At 60.8% G+C, this 20,489-nt stretch carries 19 protein-coding genes and 3 pseudogenes; 9 read left to right on the top strand and 13 right to left on the bottom strand.

Annotation, left to right across the window (positions count from 1 at the left end; genetic code table 11):
- Window positions 1-192: 192 nt before the first annotated feature.
- The 4 genes and pseudogenes from GWQ22_RS00205 to GWQ22_RS00190 all read right to left on the bottom strand — a co-directional run bounded on the left by GWQ22_RS00205 (window position 193) and on the right by GWQ22_RS00190 (window position 3,702).
- The gene (locus tag GWQ22_RS00205; RefSeq protein WP_275929130.1) at window positions 193-621 is read right to left on the bottom strand and encodes an N-acetyltransferase; all 429 of its coding nucleotides are present in this window, start codon (window positions 619-621) and stop codon (window positions 193-195) included.
- A 129-nt stretch (window positions 622-750) separates the two neighbouring features.
- Complete coding sequence (locus GWQ22_RS00200) at window positions 751-1,308, bottom strand: hypothetical protein (RefSeq protein ID WP_275929129.1); 558 nt, start codon at window positions 1,306-1,308, stop codon at window positions 751-753.
- 281 nt (window positions 1,309-1,589) lie between these two features.
- A pseudogene (locus GWQ22_RS00195) lies at window positions 1,590-2,504 on the bottom strand (ABC transporter substrate binding protein).
- Window positions 2,505-2,637: 133 nt separating this feature from the next.
- Window positions 2,638-3,702: pseudogene (locus GWQ22_RS00190) on the bottom strand (porin).
- 218 nt (window positions 3,703-3,920) lie between these two features.
- Between GWQ22_RS00190 and glpX the strand changes: the two are divergent.
- Together glpX and GWQ22_RS00180 are read left to right on the top strand one after the other, a co-directional pair.
- Window positions 3,921-4,931, top strand: a complete 1,011-nt coding sequence (gene glpX / locus GWQ22_RS00185) for a class II fructose-bisphosphatase (RefSeq protein ID WP_042038400.1) — start codon at window positions 3,921-3,923, stop codon at window positions 4,929-4,931.
- 288 nt (window positions 4,932-5,219) lie between these two features.
- Window positions 5,220-5,471: a YkgJ family cysteine cluster protein gene (locus tag GWQ22_RS00180; RefSeq protein ID WP_042038401.1), complete on the top strand. Its 252-nt coding sequence runs from the start codon at window positions 5,220-5,222 to the stop codon at window positions 5,469-5,471.
- Window positions 5,472-5,573: 102 nt separating this feature from the next.
- On the opposite strand, the gene GWQ22_RS00175 is transcribed toward GWQ22_RS00180, so the two are convergent.
- Genes GWQ22_RS00175 through hemC form a run of 4 tightly spaced genes read right to left on the bottom strand, consistent with a single transcriptional unit; the run spans window position 5,574 to window position 9,504 of the window.
- Window positions 5,574-6,737, bottom strand: coding sequence for a heme biosynthesis HemY N-terminal domain-containing protein (locus GWQ22_RS00175; protein ID WP_275929128.1), 1,164 nt, complete (start codon window positions 6,735-6,737; stop codon window positions 5,574-5,576).
- Window positions 6,738-6,747: 10 nt separating this feature from the next.
- The gene (locus GWQ22_RS00170; protein WP_275929127.1) at window positions 6,748-7,797 is read right to left on the bottom strand and encodes a uroporphyrinogen-III C-methyltransferase; all 1,050 of its coding nucleotides are present in this window, start codon (window positions 7,795-7,797) and stop codon (window positions 6,748-6,750) included.
- Window positions 7,794-8,528: a uroporphyrinogen-III synthase gene (locus GWQ22_RS00165; RefSeq protein WP_275929193.1), complete on the bottom strand. Its 735-nt coding sequence runs from the start codon at window positions 8,526-8,528 to the stop codon at window positions 7,794-7,796. The genes GWQ22_RS00170 and GWQ22_RS00165 overlap by 4 nt, the downstream gene beginning before the upstream one ends.
- A 46-nt stretch (window positions 8,529-8,574) precedes the next feature.
- Window positions 8,575-9,504, bottom strand: coding sequence for a hydroxymethylbilane synthase (gene hemC, locus GWQ22_RS00160; RefSeq protein ID WP_146181529.1), 930 nt, complete (start codon window positions 9,502-9,504; stop codon window positions 8,575-8,577).
- 324 nt (window positions 9,505-9,828) lie between these two features.
- Between hemC and GWQ22_RS00155 the strand changes: the two genes are divergently transcribed.
- Window positions 9,829-12,360: a class I adenylate cyclase gene (locus GWQ22_RS00155; RefSeq protein WP_275929126.1), complete on the top strand. Its 2,532-nt coding sequence runs from the start codon at window positions 9,829-9,831 to the stop codon at window positions 12,358-12,360.
- 126 nt (window positions 12,361-12,486) lie between these two features.
- Here the strand turns inward: GWQ22_RS00155 and GWQ22_RS00150 are convergent, their stop codons facing one another.
- Window positions 12,487-13,140 (bottom strand): alpha/beta fold hydrolase, encoded by a 654-nt coding sequence (locus GWQ22_RS00150; RefSeq protein ID WP_212512545.1) that lies wholly within the window; start codon window positions 13,138-13,140, stop codon window positions 12,487-12,489.
- Entirely contained in the window at window positions 13,137-13,451 is a 315-nt protein-coding gene (cyaY, locus tag GWQ22_RS00145; RefSeq protein WP_212512544.1) for an iron donor protein CyaY, read from the bottom strand. The genes GWQ22_RS00150 and cyaY overlap by 4 nt, the downstream gene beginning before the upstream one ends.
- 269 nt (window positions 13,452-13,720) lie before the next feature.
- Between cyaY and lysA the strand changes: the two genes are divergently transcribed.
- The 5 genes from lysA to GWQ22_RS00120 all read left to right on the top strand — a co-directional run bounded on the left by lysA (window position 13,721) and on the right by GWQ22_RS00120 (window position 18,346).
- The gene (gene lysA, locus GWQ22_RS00140) at window positions 13,721-14,971 is read left to right on the top strand and encodes a diaminopimelate decarboxylase (RefSeq protein ID WP_042038412.1); all 1,251 of its coding nucleotides are present in this window, start codon (window positions 13,721-13,723) and stop codon (window positions 14,969-14,971) included.
- An 88-nt stretch (window positions 14,972-15,059) separates the two neighbouring features.
- Window positions 15,060-15,890, top strand: a complete 831-nt coding sequence (gene dapF, locus GWQ22_RS00135; RefSeq protein ID WP_042038414.1) for a diaminopimelate epimerase — start codon at window positions 15,060-15,062, stop codon at window positions 15,888-15,890.
- A gap of 81 nt (window positions 15,891-15,971) precedes the next feature.
- The gene (locus tag GWQ22_RS00130; RefSeq protein WP_275929125.1) at window positions 15,972-16,652 is read left to right on the top strand and encodes a DUF484 family protein; all 681 of its coding nucleotides are present in this window, start codon (window positions 15,972-15,974) and stop codon (window positions 16,650-16,652) included.
- The gene (xerC, locus tag GWQ22_RS00125) at window positions 16,645-17,601 is read left to right on the top strand and encodes a tyrosine recombinase XerC (protein ID WP_275929124.1); all 957 of its coding nucleotides are present in this window, start codon (window positions 16,645-16,647) and stop codon (window positions 17,599-17,601) included. The genes GWQ22_RS00130 and xerC overlap by 8 nt, the downstream gene beginning before the upstream one ends.
- A 34-nt stretch (window positions 17,602-17,635) precedes the next feature.
- A complete protein-coding gene (locus GWQ22_RS00120; RefSeq protein WP_042038418.1) occupies window positions 17,636-18,346 on the top strand; it encodes an HAD-IA family hydrolase in 711 nt (236 codons plus the stop codon).
- 29 nt (window positions 18,347-18,375) lie between these two features.
- On the opposite strand, the gene GWQ22_RS00115 is transcribed toward GWQ22_RS00120, so the two are convergent.
- A complete protein-coding gene (locus GWQ22_RS00115; protein ID WP_275929123.1) occupies window positions 18,376-18,765 on the bottom strand; it encodes an STY0301 family protein in 390 nt (129 codons plus the stop codon).
- Between the two features lie 70 nt (window positions 18,766-18,835).
- A pseudogene (locus tag GWQ22_RS00110) lies at window positions 18,836-19,177 on the bottom strand (hypothetical protein); the annotation flags it as partial.
- A 115-nt stretch (window positions 19,178-19,292) separates the two neighbouring features.
- Here GWQ22_RS00110 and GWQ22_RS00105 point away from each other — a divergent pair.
- Window positions 19,293-19,706: a hypothetical protein gene (locus GWQ22_RS00105; protein ID WP_042038421.1), complete on the top strand. Its 414-nt coding sequence runs from the start codon at window positions 19,293-19,295 to the stop codon at window positions 19,704-19,706.
- On the opposite strand, the gene GWQ22_RS00100 is transcribed toward GWQ22_RS00105, so the two are convergent.
- The gene (locus GWQ22_RS00100; protein ID WP_275929121.1) at window positions 19,707-20,480 is read right to left on the bottom strand and encodes a gamma-glutamyl-gamma-aminobutyrate hydrolase family protein; all 774 of its coding nucleotides are present in this window, start codon (window positions 20,478-20,480) and stop codon (window positions 19,707-19,709) included.
- Between the last annotated feature and the right edge of the window lie 9 nt (window positions 20,481-20,489).

The raw sequence follows: 20,489 nt of genomic DNA, 5'->3' as shown, positions 1-20,489 counted from the left end.
TCCCATGATGGGGAGGCTCTCCTCACAGGAGCAGGCGCCTTGAATGTGTTGCAACCAGGGCCCCGCGAACTTCCCGTTCAGCTGACCGGCGATCCTGTTTCATCTGCGCGCGCAGACCTTGCACTTGGGTGACCTGCTGGCGCGGGCCGGTGATGGCTCGGCAAGCTTCCTCGCCATCGAACGGCGTTAGTCTTACGCCGACCAGGCCATCACCCACTCGGCGCAGCCGGTGTGGGGATCCTGCTGTTCGGCCTCTATCTGGAAGCCCTGAGCGAGATAGAAGTCGCAGCTGGCCCGGTTTTGCTGATACACCTGCAGGCGCAGTGTTTGCCGCTGCTGCTTGGCATGGGCCAGCAGTGCCTTGCCATAGCCGTGTCCTTGCTGCGCCGGGGTAACGAAGATGGCGGCCAGGGTCTCTTCATACAGGGAATAAAAACCGAGAGCCTTGCCATCTTGCCAGAGCACATAAGAGTCGGCAGCGGGTAGATAAAGCTCTCGCATCGGGCCCAGATTGTCGTGCCAGTAACGCGATGGGATGAAGTGATGTGCCAGCAGGGAGGCATCCAGCCAGATGGTGAGGACGGTTTCCATGTCAGCTGTGGTGAAGGGGCGGATCTGCATCTGTGTTTCGTTTGGATTCATGATGGCGGGCATGCTAACAGAATTGGTGTTGTTGTCATCCCCACAGGCAGCAAAACTGATGGCCCTGTAGCAAAAAGGCGACCCATTGGTCGCCTTTGCTTGTTTATTTTATTTGCTGAAGGGGAGGGAGGAGTGATGCAGCACTATGCGCACCTTGCCGTCGTCCCCCTTCTTGAAGCCCCAGGTCTTGTCGACCGTGGTCTCTTTGTTATCCCGGTCAATCAGCTGCACATTGCCCATGGTGAGTGCCATGTTGCCATTGATGTAGATGGCAGCGTTGTCGTAGCTGTAACTTTTCCAGTTTTTGAGGGCGAAGCCGCTGTCGGCAGGATAGGCCGTGTTGTGGCCGACGAAGTAGGCGAGGGCCCCTTCTTTATTGATACGGAAGGTCTGTTCGCCGCTGGCCAGGGTCGGTTTGAACAGTACGGGACCTTGGGAATAGCCGTAGGCGCTGTCGAGAACCGCAGTGGCGGTCTTTTTGGCTTTCTCGATACCACCGCTACGGTAATCATCGCTGATCTGGATAAGTGCCTTACCCCAGGCATCTTGCGCCGCTTTTATCTCGGTTTCCGTGATGTTGTTGTTGGCGATCTCGGTGGCGCTAAGGGTTCCGCTGGCGGCGAGCAGAATGAGGACAAGGCCGTGCTTCTTGGTAAATAACTTCATCTTGTAATTACTCCTTGGCGTGTATGTTGTAGGGCATGACTCAGAGTTTATCGAACTGCGATGAATAAAATTTGAACCTGCCATTCAGGTTATATAAGCAAGGCATCTGCATCAAACGGCTAAACAGCTCCCATATAGTGCCTTGGAAGTATAGACCAGGGCTGGCGTGAGCGTTTCAGGTCAGGGCGACCAGCACAGTGGCGATGGCTGCCAGAGCCCATGCCGCGATGCAGCCGGGTTAGGCTGGCGGCGGTTTTGGGGTCCATGGGCGGGCCGCGTGGTCACTGGCCCTGAGTGCTCTGATTGTCGGCAGATGTCAGCTGTTTGCCCAGAACCAGCCGAGGGGCCGGATCCGTTTGCAATGGAATGTCTTGCAGCGGTGTGCCCTGCAGGTTGCGGTGGATGATGTTGGCCGTCATCCGGCCCAGGGTTTCATAACTGCTGATGGTGCCGACGGTGCAGCCGTGCTCGACAAATAGCTCGGCGCTGCAGATGGTGGGGATGCCCCCTTCGTTGAGAGCGGCCAGCAACTCGGGGGCGATGGAGAGCAGATAGCTGTCGGCGGCCAGGAAGACAATGCGCTGGCGGGCATCCTGTTGCAGGCGCTTGAGCTCGTTGGCCAGCCGCCGCTTGTCAGGCGCGATGCGCCAGGTGGCGAGATCCCATTGATAGCGTTTGGCTTCGTGCAGCAGCAGCTCACTTGTCAGCAGGGTGTTCTGTTCGCGGGGGTTGAAGGGCAGCAGTAGCCCCTTGTCGGTGGGCAGGTGCTTGCGGGCGTTGGCGAGCTGGAGCGCCATGGGTACCAGGTTGCTGGTTCCTGCCACCATCCGGTTTTCCGCCTGATCTTCCGACAGGATCCCGGCCCCCACGGGGTCAGAGACTATGTTGAAGATCAGTGGCTTGCGCTCGCCGAGCAGGCTCTTGACCATGGTTGTGGCCGTGGTCCCGAAGCTGTAGATGTAGTCGTAGCGGGCGAGGGAGGGCAGCAATTGCTGGCGCAACTGGGTCGCGAAGGCGGCGCGATCCTGATTGGCGTTGAAGGTGACGAAGGTGGGTTGATGGCCGAGCCGGATCAGCTCGGCGCGAAAGCTCCGCTCGGCATCCGTTTCGCCGCGTCACAGCACCATGGCGATGGTCAGCGCCTGAGCGGGAAGGGCGAGCAGCAGGCAGCAACAGATGAGCAGGCGTAACGGCATGGTGACCTCCTCTTCGTGGTTCTGTTGAGCCTAGATCATGGGCCGGACGGCAGCTGGCCTGTCTCCCCTTACCGGCCAACAAAAAACGCGCCGGCATAAGCCGGCGCGTTCTGTTGTTGACTGAGAGCCGAGATTAGAAGTCGTAACGGGCCGCCAGCTGGAAGTCATCCTTGACGTTGAGCTTGCCGCTCTCCTTGCTGTCCAGGTTGTTGATGCGGTACTCGCCGATGACGCGCAGGTTCTTGTTGAACTTATACTGGGCGCCCAGGGTGTAGTAGTCGATGGAGTCGTAGTTGGCCTTGCCGTCCTGCTCCACCTTCTGCTTGTTCCACAGTGCCATCAGGCCGAAGCCGTTTTCGAAGTTGTAACCGAGCGCCCCTTCCCAGCCAGTGTGATCCTTGCCGGTGGCCAGAAAGTCGGTGCCGTCGGCGTAGCTCAGGGCTGCATAGACGGCCTTGTTGTCGTACTTGGCGGAGAGCAGCCACAGCTTGGCATCCTTTTCCTCGTTCTTGTCACGGATACCCACGTTGTAGGCGGTACCCAGCGCCAGGTTGAACGGGAAGGTGTAGGCCACGGCGGCGCCGTAGGCGGCATCGCTGTCCTTGCTGGTGGTCTCTTCGGTGTCACCGCCATCGAATTTGTAGCTGGTGTCTACCTGGAAGCCGTTGAACAGACCCGAGTACTTCAACACTGAACCGGCGCGGTTGGTGGCGAAGGTGTCTGTCTTGGCACCGAGGGCCTCGTTGCCATAGCCATCGGAGAGGGAGACATCAGTCCAGTCGGCCAGCAAGCCAGGGGCCCCCTTCTGGCGGCCGAAAGTGATATTGCCCCAGTCGGCGCCGACACCGGCGAACGCCAGACGGGTGCGCAGGTTGTCGGAATCCTCGCTGATGGTCTTCTCGCTGTCGTTGATGTACATCTGCACTTCGTACTGGGCCAGCGCCTTCAGTTGGCTGTTGATCTGGCTATCCACCTTGGCGCCGAAGCGGACAAACTGGTTGGCGCCCTGCTTGTCGCTGTACTCCTGGGTGCCGTTCGGATGGGCGGTGTCGACCCCTTCCTTCTTGTCACCGAAGAACTGGCCGGCGTAGATGCGGCCTTACAGATCCAGGCTGGTGGTGTCATTTTTGTAAACTTCAACGGCTTGCGCCTGGAAGGCCGCGGTGAGAGCCAGTGCCACTACAGTCAGCTTTTTCATCTTAATTCCTTGTGTTGCAAGCTTTGGTTTTAAAGACGGGGCCATGCTAGGTGCGGGGAATGACAGCGGGGTGACACCCAAGTGACGTGTCGGTGGCGATTTGATGTCAGTTTGGTGAAGGGCCGTGATTTATTTGACGATCCGCCACTTTTGCGCGCAAAGGTTTGCCCTTGTGATAGAATGCCGCCCGTTTTCGAGCTCCAAAGGTTGGATATGCGATGAGACGTGAACTGGCAATCGAGTTTTCCCGAGTGACGGAAGCGGCTGCACTGGCTGGCTACAAGTGGCTCGGACGTGGTGACAAGAATATCGCCGATGGGGCGGCCGTAGCGGCCATGCGCCATATCCTCAATCAGATCCAGATCGATGGTGAGATTGTGATCGGCGAAGGTGAAATTGACGAAGCCCCCATGCTCTACATAGGCGAGAAGGTAGGCACGGGTCTGGGCGACGCCGTGGATATCGCGGTCGACCCGATCGAAGGTACTCGCATGACCGCCATGGGCCAGGCCAACGCCTTGGCCGTGCTGGCCGTCGGCGACAAGGGCTCCTTCCTCAAGGCGCCTGATATGTACATGGAAAAACTGATCGTGGGTCCCAAGGCCAAAGGTGCCATCGACCTGGATCAGGCCCTCGAGCTGAACCTCAAGGCCGTGGCCAAGGCGCTTGGCAAGCCGCTCTCCCGCCTGACCGTGATCACCCTGGCCAAGCCGCGTCACGACAAGGCGATCAAGGAGATGCAGGGGCTGGGCGTGCGAGTGTTTGCCATCCCCGATGGTGATGTTGCCGCCTCCATCCTCACCTGTCTGCCGGACAGCGAAGTCGACATGCTGTATGGCATTGGCGGTGCGCCGGAAGGGGTGATCTCGGCGGCGGTGATCCGCGCGCTGGATGGTGACATGCAGGCTCGCCTGATGCCCCGTCACAAGGTCAAGGGTGACAGCCCGGAAGTGCGTGCGTTGGGCGAGCAGGAAATTGCCCGCTGCGAGGCGCTCGGCATAGACGTGAGCAAGGTGCTCAAGCTGGAAGACCTGGCCAAGAATGACAATGTCATCTTCTCGGCAACCGGCATCACCAAGGGTGATCTGCTGGATGGCATCACCAGCGATGGCGTCATGGCGACCACGGAAACCCTGCTGATCCGTGGCAAGTCACGCACCATTCGTCGCATCAAGTCGATCCACTTCCTGGATCGTAAAGACAGCGTGGTGCGCGATATCATCCTGTAATGGGGATGAGCGATGTGGCGGCAAGTCCCGTACTTATTCCGTCGCATCAAGTCGATCCACTGCCTGGATCGCAAGGACAGCGTGGTGCGCGATATCATTCTCTGATGAGAATGGGTTGAACCTGCCATTGCAACATGAAGAGCCCGACCGCTGCCGCTGTCGGGCTTTTTGTTGTTTGCGGGCTGACACTGCCCCCGACTGGCGACTATTTCACGGGCGCAGGGGATAAGGCTAAGGGGAATCGCAGCCCTTTGATAGACTGGTTCGCCACGCTCAGGAAAGCGTTACATGGAATGTCGTCAAGGTTGTGGAGCCTGTTGCATTGCTCCCAGTATCAGCAGCGCTATTCCGGGTATGCCCGCCGGCAAACCGGCCGGGGTACCCTGTGTCCAGCTCGATGTGCGGCTGGGCTGCAAGATTTTCGATCAGCCGGATCGCCCTCTGGTGTGCCGCGGTTTTAGACCCATGCCGGATGTGTGCGGCTATCACAGGGAGGAGGCCATCTGGCTCATCGGTGAGCTGGAGCGGTTGACGGCATAAGCCAGAACTGGTGTTAATCCGGGTAAAAAGAGAGATGAACAGATAAAAGAGAGGCCGCAATAGCGGCCTCTCTTTTTTGTGCTGTTGGCACAGGGGTAAGGATCAGATGTCGGCCAGTTGCAGGGCCTGACGATAATACTCGTTGGCCTTGTTGGTGAGCCGGCGCTTGTCCATTACCTGGCCGAGGGCGTTGTAGATGGCGGCACTCGGTGCTGTCTCCACCGCCTTCTCCAGCAGTCGCTGCGCTTCGTCCAGCTGACCGGCCAGCAGATAGATCTGGGCCAGCGCCGCTTCTGCGGCCGGTTGATCCTGGATCTTCTGCAACAGGGTCAGCATGGGCTGGTAGTTGTCGAGCTTGAGCCTGGGCAGGCGAGCCAGCAGTTGGGGGGAAACCTGCTTGCGCAGCGCATCCAGCCAGAGCTCGGCAGCCTCCTGGTCGGCGCCGAGCTGGCGCAGTCGATCGCCATAGCAGGCCAGCAGATCCGGATCCTGGCGCAGCTTGCGCGGCAGTTCCTGCCAGACAGGGCGCAGGGTTTCGAGGGCGCCGCTGGCGCTCTTGAGCCGACCGCGCCAGGCCTGATGCAGCAGAGCGTCTTCCTGTTTGGGGGTCAGCTTGCCCACTTTGTGCAGGGCGGGAATGAGGTCGATGAGGGCCGTCCACTCCTCGCGCGCCAGGTGTACCTGACGCAGCTGATCCAGCACCATGGGGTGGCGTGGATTGAGGGCATAGGCGGATTCCAGCATGGCCAGGGCCGTATCGTACTGGCCTTGCTCAATCTGCAGCTGGGTCTGGGTCAGGGTCAGCGCCAGCTCGGCCTTGGGGTGCTCCTCCTGCGCCTTTTGCAGGTATTGATCCCGGCGCACGTCATCGCCACGGGCCTGGGCGGCCTTGGCGGCGCTCAGGTAGTTGAGCAGCGGGGTATCGCTGTTGCTGGCCCCCTTGAGCATCAGCTTCTCGGCCTGGATGTAGTGACCTTCGGCCATGGCCAGGGTGGCGGCTACCGTCTGCTGGTTGGCCTTGCGGCGCCGACGGGAGCCGAACCAGCCCAGCGTCTTGCGACGCAGGCCGAACAGCCGGCCCAGCACCCACTCGACGATAAGCAGGGCGGCATAGAAGAGCACGGCCAGGATCACGGCGCTGGTGACCGAGGATTCCACCGTGTAGTTACCCAGGGAGATCAGGACGTACCCCTTGTTGCCGGAGGCTTGCGGGCCGAATATCAGCCCCGCCACCATCACGGCCACCAGAACAATCAGACGAATCATGGTGCCCTCCTCAGTTGCTGGCCAGAATGCGTTGCAGGCGCTCGTTCAGCACCTCTTCCAGCATGGCTTGGGTCTTGAAGCGATCCGGATAGTCGAACTGGATCTGCTCACCCTTGAGCTTGTCCAGTTCGGTCTGCATGTAGTGGGTCGCGCTGTTGTCGGTATCGAAATACTGGGTGAGCCAGCGCTGTGCCTTCTCCAGACTGTCGTCATACAGTGCCTGCTGCTCGCGGTAGACGGCGAACTGGGCTTGCAGCAGCTTGGTCTTGAGGTTCTCGCGCAAGAAGATCTCCTGCTGCGGGGAGAGCAGGGCCTCCACGCCCCCATCGCGGCGACGTATGGTGATGAAGTTCTCGGTGAACTTGAGCCAGTTCTTCTTCAGGTTGCTTTGCCACTCGTCCGGGTTGGTGCTGACGGCCTGATCCGGTTCGATTTTCGCTTCCGGCATATTGACGGTGGAGAGCGGCAGCAGCTCAATCTGGTCGGATAGCGCTGCCAGTTTGAGCGTCAGCCCCTCACGGTCGATGCGCGGCATCCCCTTGAGCTGGGCTATGTCTGCCGCCAGTGCCTTGCGGATGGGCATCAGGCTGGGGTCGTTGAGCGCCTTGATCCGCTCGTCGGCATTGCCAAGCAGTGTGATAGCGGAGATGAGGTCATGCTCCAGCCACAGCTTGCGGCCCGCCATGCGCACCAGGTATTCGGCTTCGGCCAGCATCCAGTCGTTGGGGCGCTTGTCGTTGAGATCCAGCACCCGGCTCTGCAGGTCCTTGAGCTCGTCTTGCAGCAGTTGCTGCTGCTTGCCGAAAGCCGCCAGCTGTTCACTCTCCTTGCTGTTGCTCTGATCCATCTTAGCGATGGCTCCGGCCAGTTGCAGCTTGAGCTGATCCAGTTCCCCCTGCTGGGCCACCGCACTCTTGTGGCCGTGCAGGTAGAGACTGCCGGTCAGGCCGAGGGCCAGCAATATGGCCACGCCACCCAGCAGGGTGCCGGAACGGCTCTTTCCGCCGTTGACCACAGGGGTCGGCTGGGGCTTGACCTGGGATTCTTGTTGTTCAGTCATTCCATCTTCCTCGCTTCCAGAGCAGCCGTCAGGGCCTGGTTGGATGCACCTTGGGCAATCGTGATTCGGGTAAAGCCCGCCGCCTCGGCCATCTCGGCTACGCGGGGGCTGGGCACCACCAACAGGCGGTCATAAAGCCAGGGCTGCTGCTGACTGGGCACCAGTTCCAGCAGCCGCTGCAACAGTTCGCCACTGGTGATGAGCAGGCTGTCGAGCCCGGTCGCCTGCCAGTGGTGAGTCAATGCTTCCCCGTCCAGCTCGGGGTAGTGACGCTCATAGGCTGCACAATAGTGCACCAGAGCACCTCGTGAGGCCAGCGTCCGGGCGATGAGATCCCGACCGCCATTGCCGCGCAGGATCAGCACCCGCCTGCCGCTCACCTGTTGCAGGGCGGGCAGGGCCAGTAGCCCTTCACTGCGCGGATCGTCCGGGCAGCTCGCCGCTATGCCTGCGTCGGCGAAGGCGTCCGCGCTGGCCTGACCGACCGCAAAGTAGTCAATATGTGGCCAGGTCTGACCAGTTTGCAACAGAAAATGATGAGTAAAATTAACTGCATGCATGCTGACGGCTATGACTATGTCAGCCTGGGGCAGCAGTTCGGGCAGGCGAGAGAGTTCGCTGCCCGCCACGGTTTCCAGCAGCGGACAGCAGAGCGGTGCGTGGCCGTGCTGGCGCAACATCTGCACCAGCTCGGTGGCCTGAGCGGTCGGACGCACCACCAGCGGGACCATCAGGCAGCGCTCAGCGGTTGTGGCCATGACCTGGCCCGGCCCGCACTCATGCCCGGTAGACCTCGGCCAGGATGAGGTCGGCGCCGGCTGCCAGCAGACGCTGGGCCAGGGTGTGGCCGAGCGCCTCACCGTCTGCCAGCGGGCCGCGGATCTCGTCGCGGATCACCTGACTGCCATCCGGGCTGCCCACCAGGCCGCGCAACCAGACCTCATCCCCCTGCACCAGGGCATAGGCACCGATAGGCACCTGACAGCCCCCTTGCAGGGCACGGTTCATGGCGCGCTCGGTCAGCACCCGGATCCGGGTCTCGCGGTGTTCGAGGGGCGCCAGCAGGGCGTGTAGCTCCTCATCGTCGAGCCGGCACTCGATACCGACGGCCCCCTGGCCGTTGGCGGGGAGACTCTGTTCCGGTTCGAGGAAGGTGGTAATGCGGTGCGCCATCTTCAGACGCTTCAGGCCGGCGGCGGCGAGTATGATGGCGTCATATTCACCGGCATCCAGCTTGGCGAGACGGGTATTGACGTTGCCGCGCAGGTCGCGGATCACCAGATCAGGGCGTACTGCTCGCAACTGGCACTGACGGCGCAGGCTGGAGGTGCCGACCACGGCACCCTGCGGCAGCGTGTCTATCTGGCTGTAACGGTTTGAAACGAAGGCATCGCGCGGATCTTCGCGCTCGCAGATGGTGTGCAGACCCAGTCCCTCTGGGAACTCCACCGGCACATCCTTCATGGAGTGGACGGCGATGTCGGCACGCCCCTCCAGCATGGCGGTCTCCAGCTCCTTGACGAACAACCCCTTGCCGCCCACCTTGGCGAGAGGGGTATCCAGGATCTTGTCACCCTGAGTGCTCATGGGTACCAGCTCGACCTGCAACTCGGGGTACAGGGCTTCCAGCCGGTCTTTGACGAAGTTGGCCTGCCACAGGGCCAATGGGCTCTTGCGAGTGGCAATTTTCAGGGTTCGGGCTGCCATATCAATCAGTTGTTTCATCTTTAGAAGGAAAACGATCTTACCACCCTTTGCAGGGGCTTTCATGGCGTAGCCAGCAAAAGCGGGGCCAAGCTCAAAAAGAGGGGTTGAAAATGATTTTCATTAAGTAGAATTAATTTATTAATGTATTGAATTTATTCATTTTTATTGCTTTCCGCTGATACTGTTAAGCAGTGAGTCATAAATAATCCAGTGATTCAGTGCGGGCTTGTTTACCACCGCTGTTTGCATTGTTAACATGATCACACTTTTTTGACGTCTTCCCCGTTTTGGTGCGTCATTTCTTACCTCGGTATAGGCAGGGCATTGCTGGTAAAACTCGATACGCTGGTGGCGCGCTACGACGAACTCAATCGTCTCAAGACGCAACGGGCGTTAGGTCTCATGAGTCGCTACGGGCAGCAGGTCTTCCAACTGCTGCCCGTCATGCTGCACTTCAATCATCCCCTGTTGCCCGGTTATGTGGCAGGTGATGTGCCCCACGGTATCTGGAGTTTTACCGCCAACGAGGCCCAGCAGGCCTTCATCCAGGATCTGTGCCAGAACGCTAACTGCCAGAACGGCCTCACGACCCATGACAAGTCGATTCAGGGGCTCTATTCCATGGGCAGCACCTCGTCCATTGGCCAGTGCTGCTACTCGGATCTCGATATTTGGGTTTGCCACGTGGCCGGTTTGTCGCAGGAGCGGCTCGAGTTGCTGGATCTCAAGTGCCAGCAACTCTCCAAGTGGGCCGAGCAGCGTGGGGTCGATCTCAACTTCTTCCTGATCCCCGAGGACAAGTTCCGCCAGCGCAACGATGCCCAGATGCAGGGGGAGAGCTGCGGTAGCGCCCAGCACCTGCTGCTGCTCGACGAGTTCTACCGCAGCGCCATGCTGATCGCTGGCAAGCGCCTGCTCTGGTATCTGGTGCCTGCCGAGTATGACGATCACTACGACGAGTACGTGAACGGCCTGTTTGCCCACGACAAGCTGAGCCAGGACGATTGGCTCGATCTTGGTAGTTTCAACCGCATTCCCGCCGAGGAGTACTTCGGCTCCGCCTTGTGGCAGCTCTATAAGGGCATCGACTCCCCTTACAAAGCCGTGCTCAAGTCGGTGCTGATGGAGGCTTACTCCCACGAGTATCCCAACACCCGCCTGTTGTCTGTCACCAGCCGCGACTGGTTCCAGCACAATGAGGGCATGCACTACCGGCTCGACAACTACTGCCTGATGCTGGACAAGGTGACCAACTACCTCAAGTCCATCGGCGACATGCAGCGGCTGGATCTGGTGCGACGCTGCTTCTATCTGAAAGTGTGTGACGGCCTCAGCCATCCGAAGGAGGATCACTCCCCGGCCTGGCGCCGCGAGCAGATGAGCCAGCTGGTGGCCTACTGGGGCTGGAGTCCGGAGCGGCTGCATCATCTGGATCACCGCCAGGAGTGGAAGGTCGAGGACGTCAAGGTGGCCCACGCCGAGCTGCTGGAAGCCCTGATGCAGAGCTATCGCAATCTGATCCAGTTTGCCCGGCGCAACAACATCAGCGAGTCCATCAACCCGGAAGACATCGGCATACTGTCGCGCAAGCTCTACGCTGCGTTCGAGAGCCTGCCGGGCAAGGTGCAGCGCATCAACCTGACCATAGCGCCGGATCTGAGCGAACCGGACCTCAGCCTGGTGCAGGTGCCCCACGGCCGCCTCAACCGCGCTGGCTGGTATCTCTACAAGCACTCCCTCGAACCGGTGGATATCATAGGCCGGGCACCGCTCGAATATAACGGCTACATCAGCAAGCTGGTCTCCTGGGCCTACTTCAACGGTTTGCTGACGCCCCAGTCCCGGGTACACCTGTTCAATCAGGGGTCGGATCTGCACATCGACAATCTGCACCAGTTTTGTCGTGACTTGTCCGGCACCTTCCCGGTCAAGTATCCCCGCGCCACCAACCTGGCCCTCAGCCGTCCGTGCGAGATCCGCCAGCTCTCCATCTTCCTCAACCTGGAGACGGATCCGACCAGCCACTGGGTGGGTCAGGTGATCGAATTCGACGCCAATGCCGCCGATGTCTTCTCGTTCGGCCGCAATCTGGAGTGTCTGGTGGGATCTGTGGATCTGGTTTATCGCAACTCCTGGAGCGAGATCCGCACCCTGCACTTCCAGGGTGACGAAGCCGTGGTGGACGCCCTTACCACCATACTCGGCAAGATGCACCAGGACGCCGCCGCCCCCGAGATGATAGAGGTGTTCTGCTACAGCCAGCACTTCCGCTCCCTGGTGCGGACCCGTTTCCAGCAGCTGGTGGCCGAGTGCATCGAGTTGCGCCTCGCCCGTGACAAGCAGCAGCTGGTCAAGACGCTGGCGTTGGGTCGCGAGAAGTACGGCATCTTCTTCGAGCGGCGCGGGGTGTCGGTCAAGAAGCTGGAAAACGCCATCGATTTTTACCGTCACATCTCCCACAACAAGCTGGATCACCTGCCGCTACGACTCGACAAGACCCACAGCCAGCACCTGCCCGGTATCGTCGACTCCTATGCCAGCGAAGGGCTGGTGCAGTTCTTCTTCGATACCCGGGATGCGGGTACCAACATCTATATCCTGGATGAGGCGAACCGGGTGGAGATCTACCAGCATTTTGCCGGCAACAAGGATGAGCTGGTTCAGGGGGTGAACCGTTTCTACACCTCCAGCCATGAGCGTTTCAGCGATGCAGGCCAGTTCAGCAACTTCAACCTGCCACAGTACTACGAGATAGTGCAGGTCAATGGCGAGCTGGAGGTGATCCCCTACCGCAGCCAGGGACAGCAGCGTGACGGTGCAGGCCAGACCCGTGAATTGGGTTCGGCGACGGGGTAGCACCAGAGGTCGGGCATGGGGTTGGCGACAAGGCCGCCGGCCTGACTCTCTTGCTGATACGGGTCTTCGAACCTGCCGAATAAAAACGGCCTGCAGATGCAGGCCGTTTGGCTATCCGGAGCCTGCTCAGTGCGCGAGGCGGGCCAGCAGCCAGCTGCGGATGTCGTCAAGCTGCGGGCGACAGATCTCGTGACGCATGGGGTACTCGTGCCACTCGAGGGTCAGCCCTGCTGCTTCCAGCTTATTCTTGGCGTCCCAGCCCATGGAGAGGCTCACCACGTCATCATAGATGCCGTGCATGTAGCAGATGGGCAGGCTGCGTGCGGCCTCGCTCATCTCCGCCAGCAGGGCGTCGGGCGCCGCCAGATAGGTGGACATGCAGAGCAGCCCGGCAAGCCGTGCCGGATGACGCAGGGCGGTGAAGGAGGCGATGACGCCGCCCTGGGAGAAACCGGCCAGCAGAATACGCTCGGGAGCAAAGCCTTCGGCCACCAGCTGATCCAGCAGGGCGGCGATACGATCGGCAGATTCACGCACATGGGACTCCACGGCGCGATCCACCGGATCGTCGAAGCTCTTGATGTCGTACCAGCCGCGCATCTTGTAGCCCATATTGATGGTGATGGCGCGTTCGGGGGCATCGGGCAGCAGATGACGCACCGGCAGGTCGGCAGGCAAGTCCAGCGCATCCACCAGCGGTGCCAGACCCGCGCCGGAATCCCCCAGCCCGTGCAGCCAGATCACGGCGTGGCGGGCGTCCTGCGGATATCGGTCGATCATGGGAATACCACTGCCTCACCCGCCTGGGTGGTGCAGGCCTTGGTCAGCAGGGCCTTGAGCTCATGGCCGAAGCGGTTGTCTATCCAGGTTTCCCCTTGCAGCTCGAAGTGGAAACCGTTCTCGCGGGTGGCGACCCAGATCTGGTGCAGGGGCTCCTGCTTGTTGATGATGACCTTGGTCCTGTTCTCGAATGACAGGGTCAAGACCCCGCCGGCGCGTTCACAATCAATATCCGGATATCCTACGTCGACAGTGTCTTCCACATATTGGAAAAAGGCGTCGGTCAGGGCGTGATACTCGTGATCCTTCATCGGTTTATCCTGTTGCTTTTAACAATGTGAGTGCGATTATAGAGGGCCAAAAAATTTTTCGCAGCGAACCATTATGATTACCCAGCTTACCAAGTGTCTGCTTGCCATTCCTCTGTCTCTTGGTTTGGCCGCATGTGGCCTGACGGGGCCGCTTTACATGCCGCCCCCCCAGCAGCCCCAGACCCAGAATACACCGCAAGCACAGACGCCTGTGACCGCCGAGGCCGCCCCAGAGGCCGCGCCGCAATAATTTAGGAAGGAACCGCCCCTTGGATCACTTTAACTACGACGCCGACGGCCAGCTTCAGGCCGAACACACCTCGCTGCAATACCTGGCCGAGCAGTACGGCACTCCGCTGTATGTCTACTCCCGCGCGACCCTTGAACGCCACTGGCATGCCTTCGATCAGGCCGCTGGCGATATTCCCCATCTGATCTGCTATGCGGTCAAGGCCAACTCCAACCTGGCGCTGCTCAACCTGCTTGCCCGCCTGGGATCGGGTTTTGACATCGTCTCCGGCGGCGAGCTGTCGCGGGTACTGGCGGCTGGCGGCGATCCGGCCAAGGTGGTCTTCTCCGGTGTGGCCAAGAGCGAAGCCGAGATGCAACTGGCGCTGGATAAAGAGATCTTCTGCTTCAACCTGGAGTCGGAAGCCGAACTGGAACGGTTGAATCGGGTGGCGGGCAGCATGGGCAAGAAAGCCCGGGTCTCGGTGCGGGTCAATCCGGATATCGATGCCGGGACTCATCCCTATATTTCCACCGGCCTCAAGCAGAACAAATTCGGTATCCCCATCGAGCAGGCGCCCGCCATCTATCGCAAGGCGGCCGCCATGGCCAACATAGAGATCAAGGGGGTGGATTGCCATATCGGCTCCCAGCTCACTGAATTGACACCCTTTATGGAGGCGGCTGACAAGCTGCTGCGACTGATCGACGAACTGGCGGCAGAAGGCATCCAGATCCATCACCTGGACGTGGGCGGTGGGCTCGGGGTCAACTATGGCGCCGAGCAGCCACCGCACCCCACCGAATATGCCGAGGCGCTCAAGCAGAAGCTGGCGGGCCGGGATCTGACCCTGCTGTTCGAACCGGGCCGCGCCATCGTCGCCAACGCCGGTGTGCTGCTGACCCGGGTGGAGTACCTGAAGCCGGGCGAGACCCGCAACTTCGCGCTGATCGACGCCGGTATGAACGATCTGCTACGTCCCTCCCTCTACGGCGCCTGGATGAACATCATAGAGGTGGACAGCCGCGCGGCCCATGAGCCAGCGCTGTACGACGTGGTCGGCCCTGTGTGCGAGACGGGTGATTTTCTCGGCAAGGAGCGCTCCCTCGCTATCGCTGAGGGGTCCCTGCTGGCAGTGCGTTCGGCCGGTGCCTATGGCTTTACCATGTCATCCAACTACAACACCCGTCCGCGCGCGGCCGAGGTGCTGGTGGATGGCACGCAATCCTTCCTCATCAGAGAGCGCGAGCAGTTGGCCGATCTCTGGCGCGGCGAGCATCTACTGCCCTGATAGCAGGGAAACGCACGATTGAGCGTGATAAGTTGACCGATCGCTGGTGCAGTGAGCATTTACTGCCTAAAGGGTACAGGAACGCACGATGTTGATAGATTTTTCCAAGATGCACGGGCTGGGCAATGACTTCATGGTGGTGGATGGCGTCACCCAGAAGGTGTTTTTCAGCAATGACGTCATCAAGAAATTGGCGGATCGCCACTTCGGGATCGGCTTCGACCAGCTGCTGCTGGTGGAGCCGCCCTATGATCCTGAACTCGACTTTCACTACCGTATCTTCAATGCCGATGGCAGCGAGGTGGAGCAGTGCGGCAATGGTGCCCGTTGTTTCGCCCGCTTCGTGCGTCTCAAGGGGCTGATCAACCGGGATCGCATCGCGGTCAGCACGGCCCGAGGTCGCATTACCCTGCAGCTGGAAGGGGAGAATCAGGTCACGGTCAACATGGGTGTCCCCCAGTTTGAACCGGGCAAGATCCCGTTTCGGGCCCAGAAGGCGGAAAAAACCTATCTGTTGCGTGCGCAAGAGCATACTGTGATGTGTGGTGTTGTCTCCATGGGCAACCCTCACTGCGTCATCGAAGTGCCTTCGGTGGCCGACGCGCCGGTAGAGACACTGGGTGCCATCATGGAGCGGCACGAGCGTTTCCCTGAGCGGGTCAACGTCGGCTTCATGGAGATGGTCAACGCCACCGAGATCAAGCTGCGGGTGTTCGAGCGCGGAGTGGGCGAGACGCTTGCCTGTGGAACCGGCGCCTGTGCGGCGGCGGTGATCGGCATAAGTCAGGGCAAGCTCAAGGAACGGGTCACCGTCAGTTTGCCGGGTGGCAAGCTGACCATCGCCTGGAAGGGGCCGGGTCAGCCGGTCTATATGACGGGCCCGGCCGAGCATGTATTCGACGGCCAGATAGAGTTGTAGGCATGGGGCGGGGATGGCTCCGCTCTGCCAAGCGCTAATGTCGGGGCCTTGTGCCCCTTTTTCAGATGGACCAACCAAGTTATGAGCGAACTCAAACGGCAGGAATCACTGGTGGAGGAAGCCACAGTGCTGGAGTACCTGGCCCGTTATCCCGAGTTTTTCCAGCGCCACGCGGCCATGCTGGATCGGATCCGCATTCCTCACGAGCGCAAAGGTTCGGTCTCGCTGGTTGAGCGCCAGATGGACCGACAGCGCGAGCGCATCGAGCAGCTGGAGCAGGAGATCACCGAGCTGATGGGGATCGCCAGCGAGAACGAACGGATCTTCCGGGTGTACGCCGACCTCTACGGCGAGCTCTACGGCTGCCAGACCCTGTTCGAGGTGAGTGCCGTGATGGGCAAGGCGTTTGTGCAGCGACTGCGACTGACTGGCCTGCGGCTCTGGCTCAGCCCGAAAAAATTCCAGTTGAGCGGCCCCGAGCAGCGCTTCATGGCGGAGGGCAAGCAGCTCGATCAGCTGCTGGGTCAACGGCTGCCGGGGCAGGATTACTTCTTCGGTCGCCTCAACCAGAGCGAGAAGCAGGCGCTGTTTGGCCACGATGTGCTGGTCAACTCCGTCGCCCTGATGCGGCTCGGCGATCTCGGCGTGCTGGCCTTTGCCAGCTCGGATCCCAGCCACTTCAGCCCCCACAATGACACCCTGTTGCTGGGTCAGCTGGGCCGCTTGTTGCAACTGCGCCTGCCCGAGCTGGTTCGTGGCTAAGGTACCATCTCCCGCCGCAGAGCCGCTGCCGGCCAGCCTGGCCGATGAGTTGGCTGCCTTCATCGAATACCTGAGGGTCGAGCGTCAGCTCAGCCCGCATACTCGCAGCAACTACCGATCTCACCTGGATCTCATGGCCGCCGAGCTGGTCAGGCTTGGCCTGAACGACTGGGCCCGGCTAGAGGCGAGTCAGGTGCGCAATCTGGTGACCCGGATGCACAAGGCCGGACTGGTGCCCAGCTCCCTCGCCACCAAGCTCTCCGCCTTGCGCAGTTTCTGTGATTGGCAGGTGCGCCAGGGACGGCTCACCGCCAACCCGGCCCGCGGCATAGTGACTCCCAAGCAGGGGCGACCGTTGCCGAAAAACCTCGATGTGGACGAGATGTACCAGTTGCTCAACATCACCGACGAGCAGGATCCGCTGGCGGTACGGGATCGGGCCATCATGGAGCTGATGTACTCTTCCGGCCTGCGCCTCGCGGAGCTGGTGGGGCTCAATCTGACGGACATCAAGCTCGATGATCGTCAGCTCAAGGTGACCGGTAAGGGCGCGCGGGAGCGGGTGCTGCCCATGGGGCGGATGGCGGTGGAGTGGTTGCACAAGTGGCTCAAGGTGCGCCCCCTGCTGGCAGGGGACGAGGCCGAGGCCTTGTTTGTCTCGCAGCGCAAGCGGCGACTGTCGGCCCGCTCGGTGCAGGAGCGGCTCGATGGCTGGGGCAACAAGCAGGCGCTCAATGCCCACATTCACCCTCACAAGCTGCGCCACAGCTTCGCCACCCACATGCTGGAGTCGTCCGGCGATCTGCGGGCCGTGCAGGAGCTGTTGGGGCACGTGGATCTCTCCACCACCCAGATCTATACCCATCTCGACTTTCAGCATTTGGCCAAGGTGTACGACAACGCCCATCCCAGAGCAAAGCGGGATCCTGCCACGCCGGAAGATGAATAACGGGGTCTGGTTACCCCGCCGTGAAGGAGCATGAATGCATTTTTATCGCCGCTGGCAGCCGGTGGCCGCCATATCGTTCGACCTCGATGACACCCTCTACGACAACGGCCCCGCCATTGAACGGGCCGAGCAGTGGATGCTGGCCCATTTGCGCAGCGAATATCTGGCGACCGCCATGCTGGACAAGCCGCGCTGGCTGGCACTCAAGCGCGCCATGCTGCTTGCCCATCCCGAGTTGCGCCAGGATGTCAGTCTGGCGCGTCAGCGCACCATTCATGAGGCCATGGTGCAGGGTGGGATGGCCGCCGCCACCGCCAGCCGGGAGGCCGGGCAGGTATTCGCCGCCTTTCTCGCCGAGCGCTCCAAGATAGCGGTGAGCACCGCGACCCACGACTTGCTGGCGCGATTGGCCGGGCGCTATCCGCTGGTGGCGATCACCAACGGCAACCTGGACCTGGTGCAAGCGGGGCTGGGGGATTACTTCACCCTGGTCTGCAAAGCGGGCGCGGGCACCAGAATGAAACCGGCATCGGACATGTTTGTGCAGGCGCAGAGGGCCCTCAGGCTGGCACCCGGCCAGATCCTGCATGTGGGGGATCACCCGGAGACGGATGTGCTGGGTGCCCGCTTGCACGGTTTTCGGGCTGCTTGGCTCAACGATCGCCAGCAGCCCGGGCTGGGGTTGCAACTGCTGCCGGATGTGGAGCTCAATGCACTCGGCGAGCTGGCCGAGTTGCTGCTCTGACGGCGATGGCTGATCGCTCTTCACGGCCGTTATTTGCGGCAGATCAGCCCGCGCAGATCGTAAGGGTCGCCCTGATTGACCCGGCAGTAGCTGATGCCGAGGGGCAGCGCCTGCTGCAGGGTGAGGGCGGTATCCTGATAGTGGCAGACCAGATAGAGGGGGCGCAGGTTGTTGCCGAGCAGGCTCCAGTAGTGGAGCTCGTCGTTGTCACCATTGTCCGGTTTGAGCTGAACCTGTTCACCATCAAACAGCGCCAGGTTTGCCAGCAGGTGGCTCAGTACCTGACTCGGTTTTCCTTCCTGATCCCGGCTAAGCCCCTGCCAGCCCTCTGGTGTGGTCAACAGTTGCTGGCGGGTCTCGATTCCGGGTGGGCAGTCAAATTGCAGGGTGGCACTCAGGGCCAGTGCGGTCAGCAGCATGGAGTCGCTCTCTTGTCTAAAGTTCAGGCCTCATGCTACGTCATCGGCCGCCAAACAGCGCCTTCAGTTTATCCAGCAGATCTCGCGGCGGTGCTACCTGCCTCAGGGATTCCGCCTCCCGTGCCAGCAGGGCTTGCTGCTCCTGCTGTCTGGCACTCAGCACCAGGCCGGCCAGCAGGCTGGAGATCTCCACCAGCCAGTGGTGGGGCAGGGGCAGGCGAAACCAGCCGCCCTCGAACTGGATCAACAGGATAGAGCCAATGCTCAGCATGACAAAGCTGAGCTCGGAGACCAGTTCCCTCCGCCGGCCAGGGGAGCGCCAAACATGGGTCACGAGTAAAAGCAGGGTCCAGAACGGGTGCTCACCAATCCACAGCAGGGTAGGTAGCGCAATGAGGTGATCACTCAACATAACAGCCCCTTATCATTGGTTATTTCCAGCATAGTTGCTTTCAAACCGGTAAATGGATGCGGGGTGAGGGCAATTTATTTATGCTTGGCGCCCATGTGACAAGGGAGTGGCGAGTGTGCGCAAGTTGAACAAGATGGTCTGGATCGCGGGAGCCTGGTTGCTGGTGGGCTGCGATCAGCTGGCCGACAAGTATCGGGTCGAGTTTCGCGATGGCTCCTGGCGCGAGATCGCCATTACCCCCTTCTCCGACGAGGCCCGCTGGCGCGAGGGCTGTGCCACCGGTGAGGTGCTGACCGACATGACGCTGCCGCTCAAGCGGGGCAAAACGATCAATGGCCGCGAGCAGCTGCTCATAGGGGGCGAGCTGTTCGAGCTGGATGACAATGCTCTCTATCGCAGCAACGGCATGGTGTTCGGCCACACGCCGGATCACATCCAGCGTGGGCTCAAGGGAATGGAGATATGCCGCACCCTGCGCCCCGAGCGGGGTGGGTTGCCCAAGCTCAAGGCGCGAGGGTTTGGTGACTAGTCAGCTATTGCTGGCGTGGGCCCTGCAGGCCTCGCCGAAGGCCTCGAAAATCTTGATGGAGTGGGGATTCTCACTCGCCTTCCACTCCGGGTGCCACTGCACCGCCAGCAGGAAGGAGGCGAGGGTGGGGGCATGGAGCGCCTCGATCAACCCATCCTCGGCGTGGGCCAGCGGCTCAAGCCCCTTGGCCAGCGTCTTGATCCCCTGCCCATGCAGTGAATTGACCGGGATCGACGGCTGCCCCATCAGTGCGGCAAACCAGCTGCCGGGTACCAGCTTGACCTGATGACTCTCTCCGTACTGCTCGTCGACCGGATCGTCCGAATCTTCCCTGTGATCGTCATAACCCGGCTCCTTGTAGACCTGCTGATGAATGTCGCCGCCAAGGGCCACGTTGATCTCTTGCATGCCGCGGCAGATCCCCAGGACCGGCAGGCCGCGATCGAGGGCCGCGCGCACCAGCGGGATGTCGAACAGATCCCTGTCTCTGTCCTGCTGTTTCTCCGGGGTCAGGTTCTCCTGGCCGTAGAGGGCGGGATCTATGTTGGAACCGGCACCACTCAGATAGACGCCATTCGCCAGATCCAGATACTGTGCCAGATCCTCTGTGCCACAGCAGGTCGGCACCAGCAGCGGCACGCAGCCGCTGATCTCCACCAGCGGCAATATGTATTTGTGGGTCATCACCTGATAGGGATGACCATTGCGAGGCTGGGTGCCCATGGTCATGAGTACGACGGGTTTACGCGGGGTGGGGGGGTTGCGAGCTGTCATGATTCACCT

The sequence above is a fragment of the Aeromonas sp. 1HA1 genome, from assembly GCF_029237385.1.
GTDB classification, from domain to species: domain Bacteria; phylum Pseudomonadota; class Gammaproteobacteria; order Enterobacterales; family Aeromonadaceae; genus Aeromonas; species Aeromonas popoffii.
This window is presented reverse-complemented; position numbering and strand designations above follow the sequence as displayed.

Excerpts from the sequence above, each read along its gene's own strand:
- GWQ22_RS00205 (WP_275929130.1), bottom strand. The coding sequence starts at position 621 with ATGCAGATCCGCCCCTTCACCACAGCTGACATGGAAACCGTCCTCACC.
- GWQ22_RS00200 (WP_275929129.1), bottom strand. The coding sequence starts at position 1,308 with ATGAAGTTATTTACCAAGAAGCACGGCCTTGTCCTCATTCTGCTCGCC.
- glpX (WP_042038400.1), top strand. The coding sequence starts at position 3,921 with ATGAGACGTGAACTGGCAATCGAGTTTTCCCGAGTGACGGAAGCGGCT.
- GWQ22_RS00180 (WP_042038401.1), top strand. The coding sequence starts at position 5,220 with ATGGAATGTCGTCAAGGTTGTGGAGCCTGTTGCATTGCTCCCAGTATC.
- GWQ22_RS00175 (WP_275929128.1), bottom strand. The coding sequence starts at position 6,737 with ATGATTCGTCTGATTGTTCTGGTGGCCGTGATGGTGGCGGGGCTGATA.
- GWQ22_RS00170 (WP_275929127.1), bottom strand. The coding sequence starts at position 7,797 with ATGACTGAACAACAAGAATCCCAGGTCAAGCCCCAGCCGACCCCTGTG.
- GWQ22_RS00165 (WP_275929193.1), bottom strand. The coding sequence starts at position 8,528 with ATGGTCCCGCTGGTGGTGCGTCCGACCGCTCAGGCCACCGAGCTGGTG.
- hemC (WP_146181529.1), bottom strand. The coding sequence starts at position 9,504 with ATGGCAGCCCGAACCCTGAAAATTGCCACTCGCAAGAGCCCATTGGCC.
- GWQ22_RS00150 (WP_212512545.1), bottom strand. The coding sequence starts at position 13,140 with ATGATCGACCGATATCCGCAGGACGCCCGCCACGCCGTGATCTGGCTG.
- cyaY (WP_212512544.1), bottom strand. The coding sequence starts at position 13,451 with ATGAAGGATCACGAGTATCACGCCCTGACCGACGCCTTTTTCCAATAT.
- dapF (WP_042038414.1), top strand. The coding sequence starts at position 15,060 with ATGTTGATAGATTTTTCCAAGATGCACGGGCTGGGCAATGACTTCATG.
- GWQ22_RS00130 (WP_275929125.1), top strand. The coding sequence starts at position 15,972 with ATGAGCGAACTCAAACGGCAGGAATCACTGGTGGAGGAAGCCACAGTG.
- GWQ22_RS00120 (WP_042038418.1), top strand. The coding sequence starts at position 17,636 with ATGCATTTTTATCGCCGCTGGCAGCCGGTGGCCGCCATATCGTTCGAC.
- GWQ22_RS00115 (WP_275929123.1), bottom strand. The coding sequence starts at position 18,765 with ATGCTGCTGACCGCACTGGCCCTGAGTGCCACCCTGCAATTTGACTGC.
- GWQ22_RS00100 (WP_275929121.1), bottom strand. The coding sequence starts at position 20,480 with ATGACAGCTCGCAACCCCCCCACCCCGCGTAAACCCGTCGTACTCATG.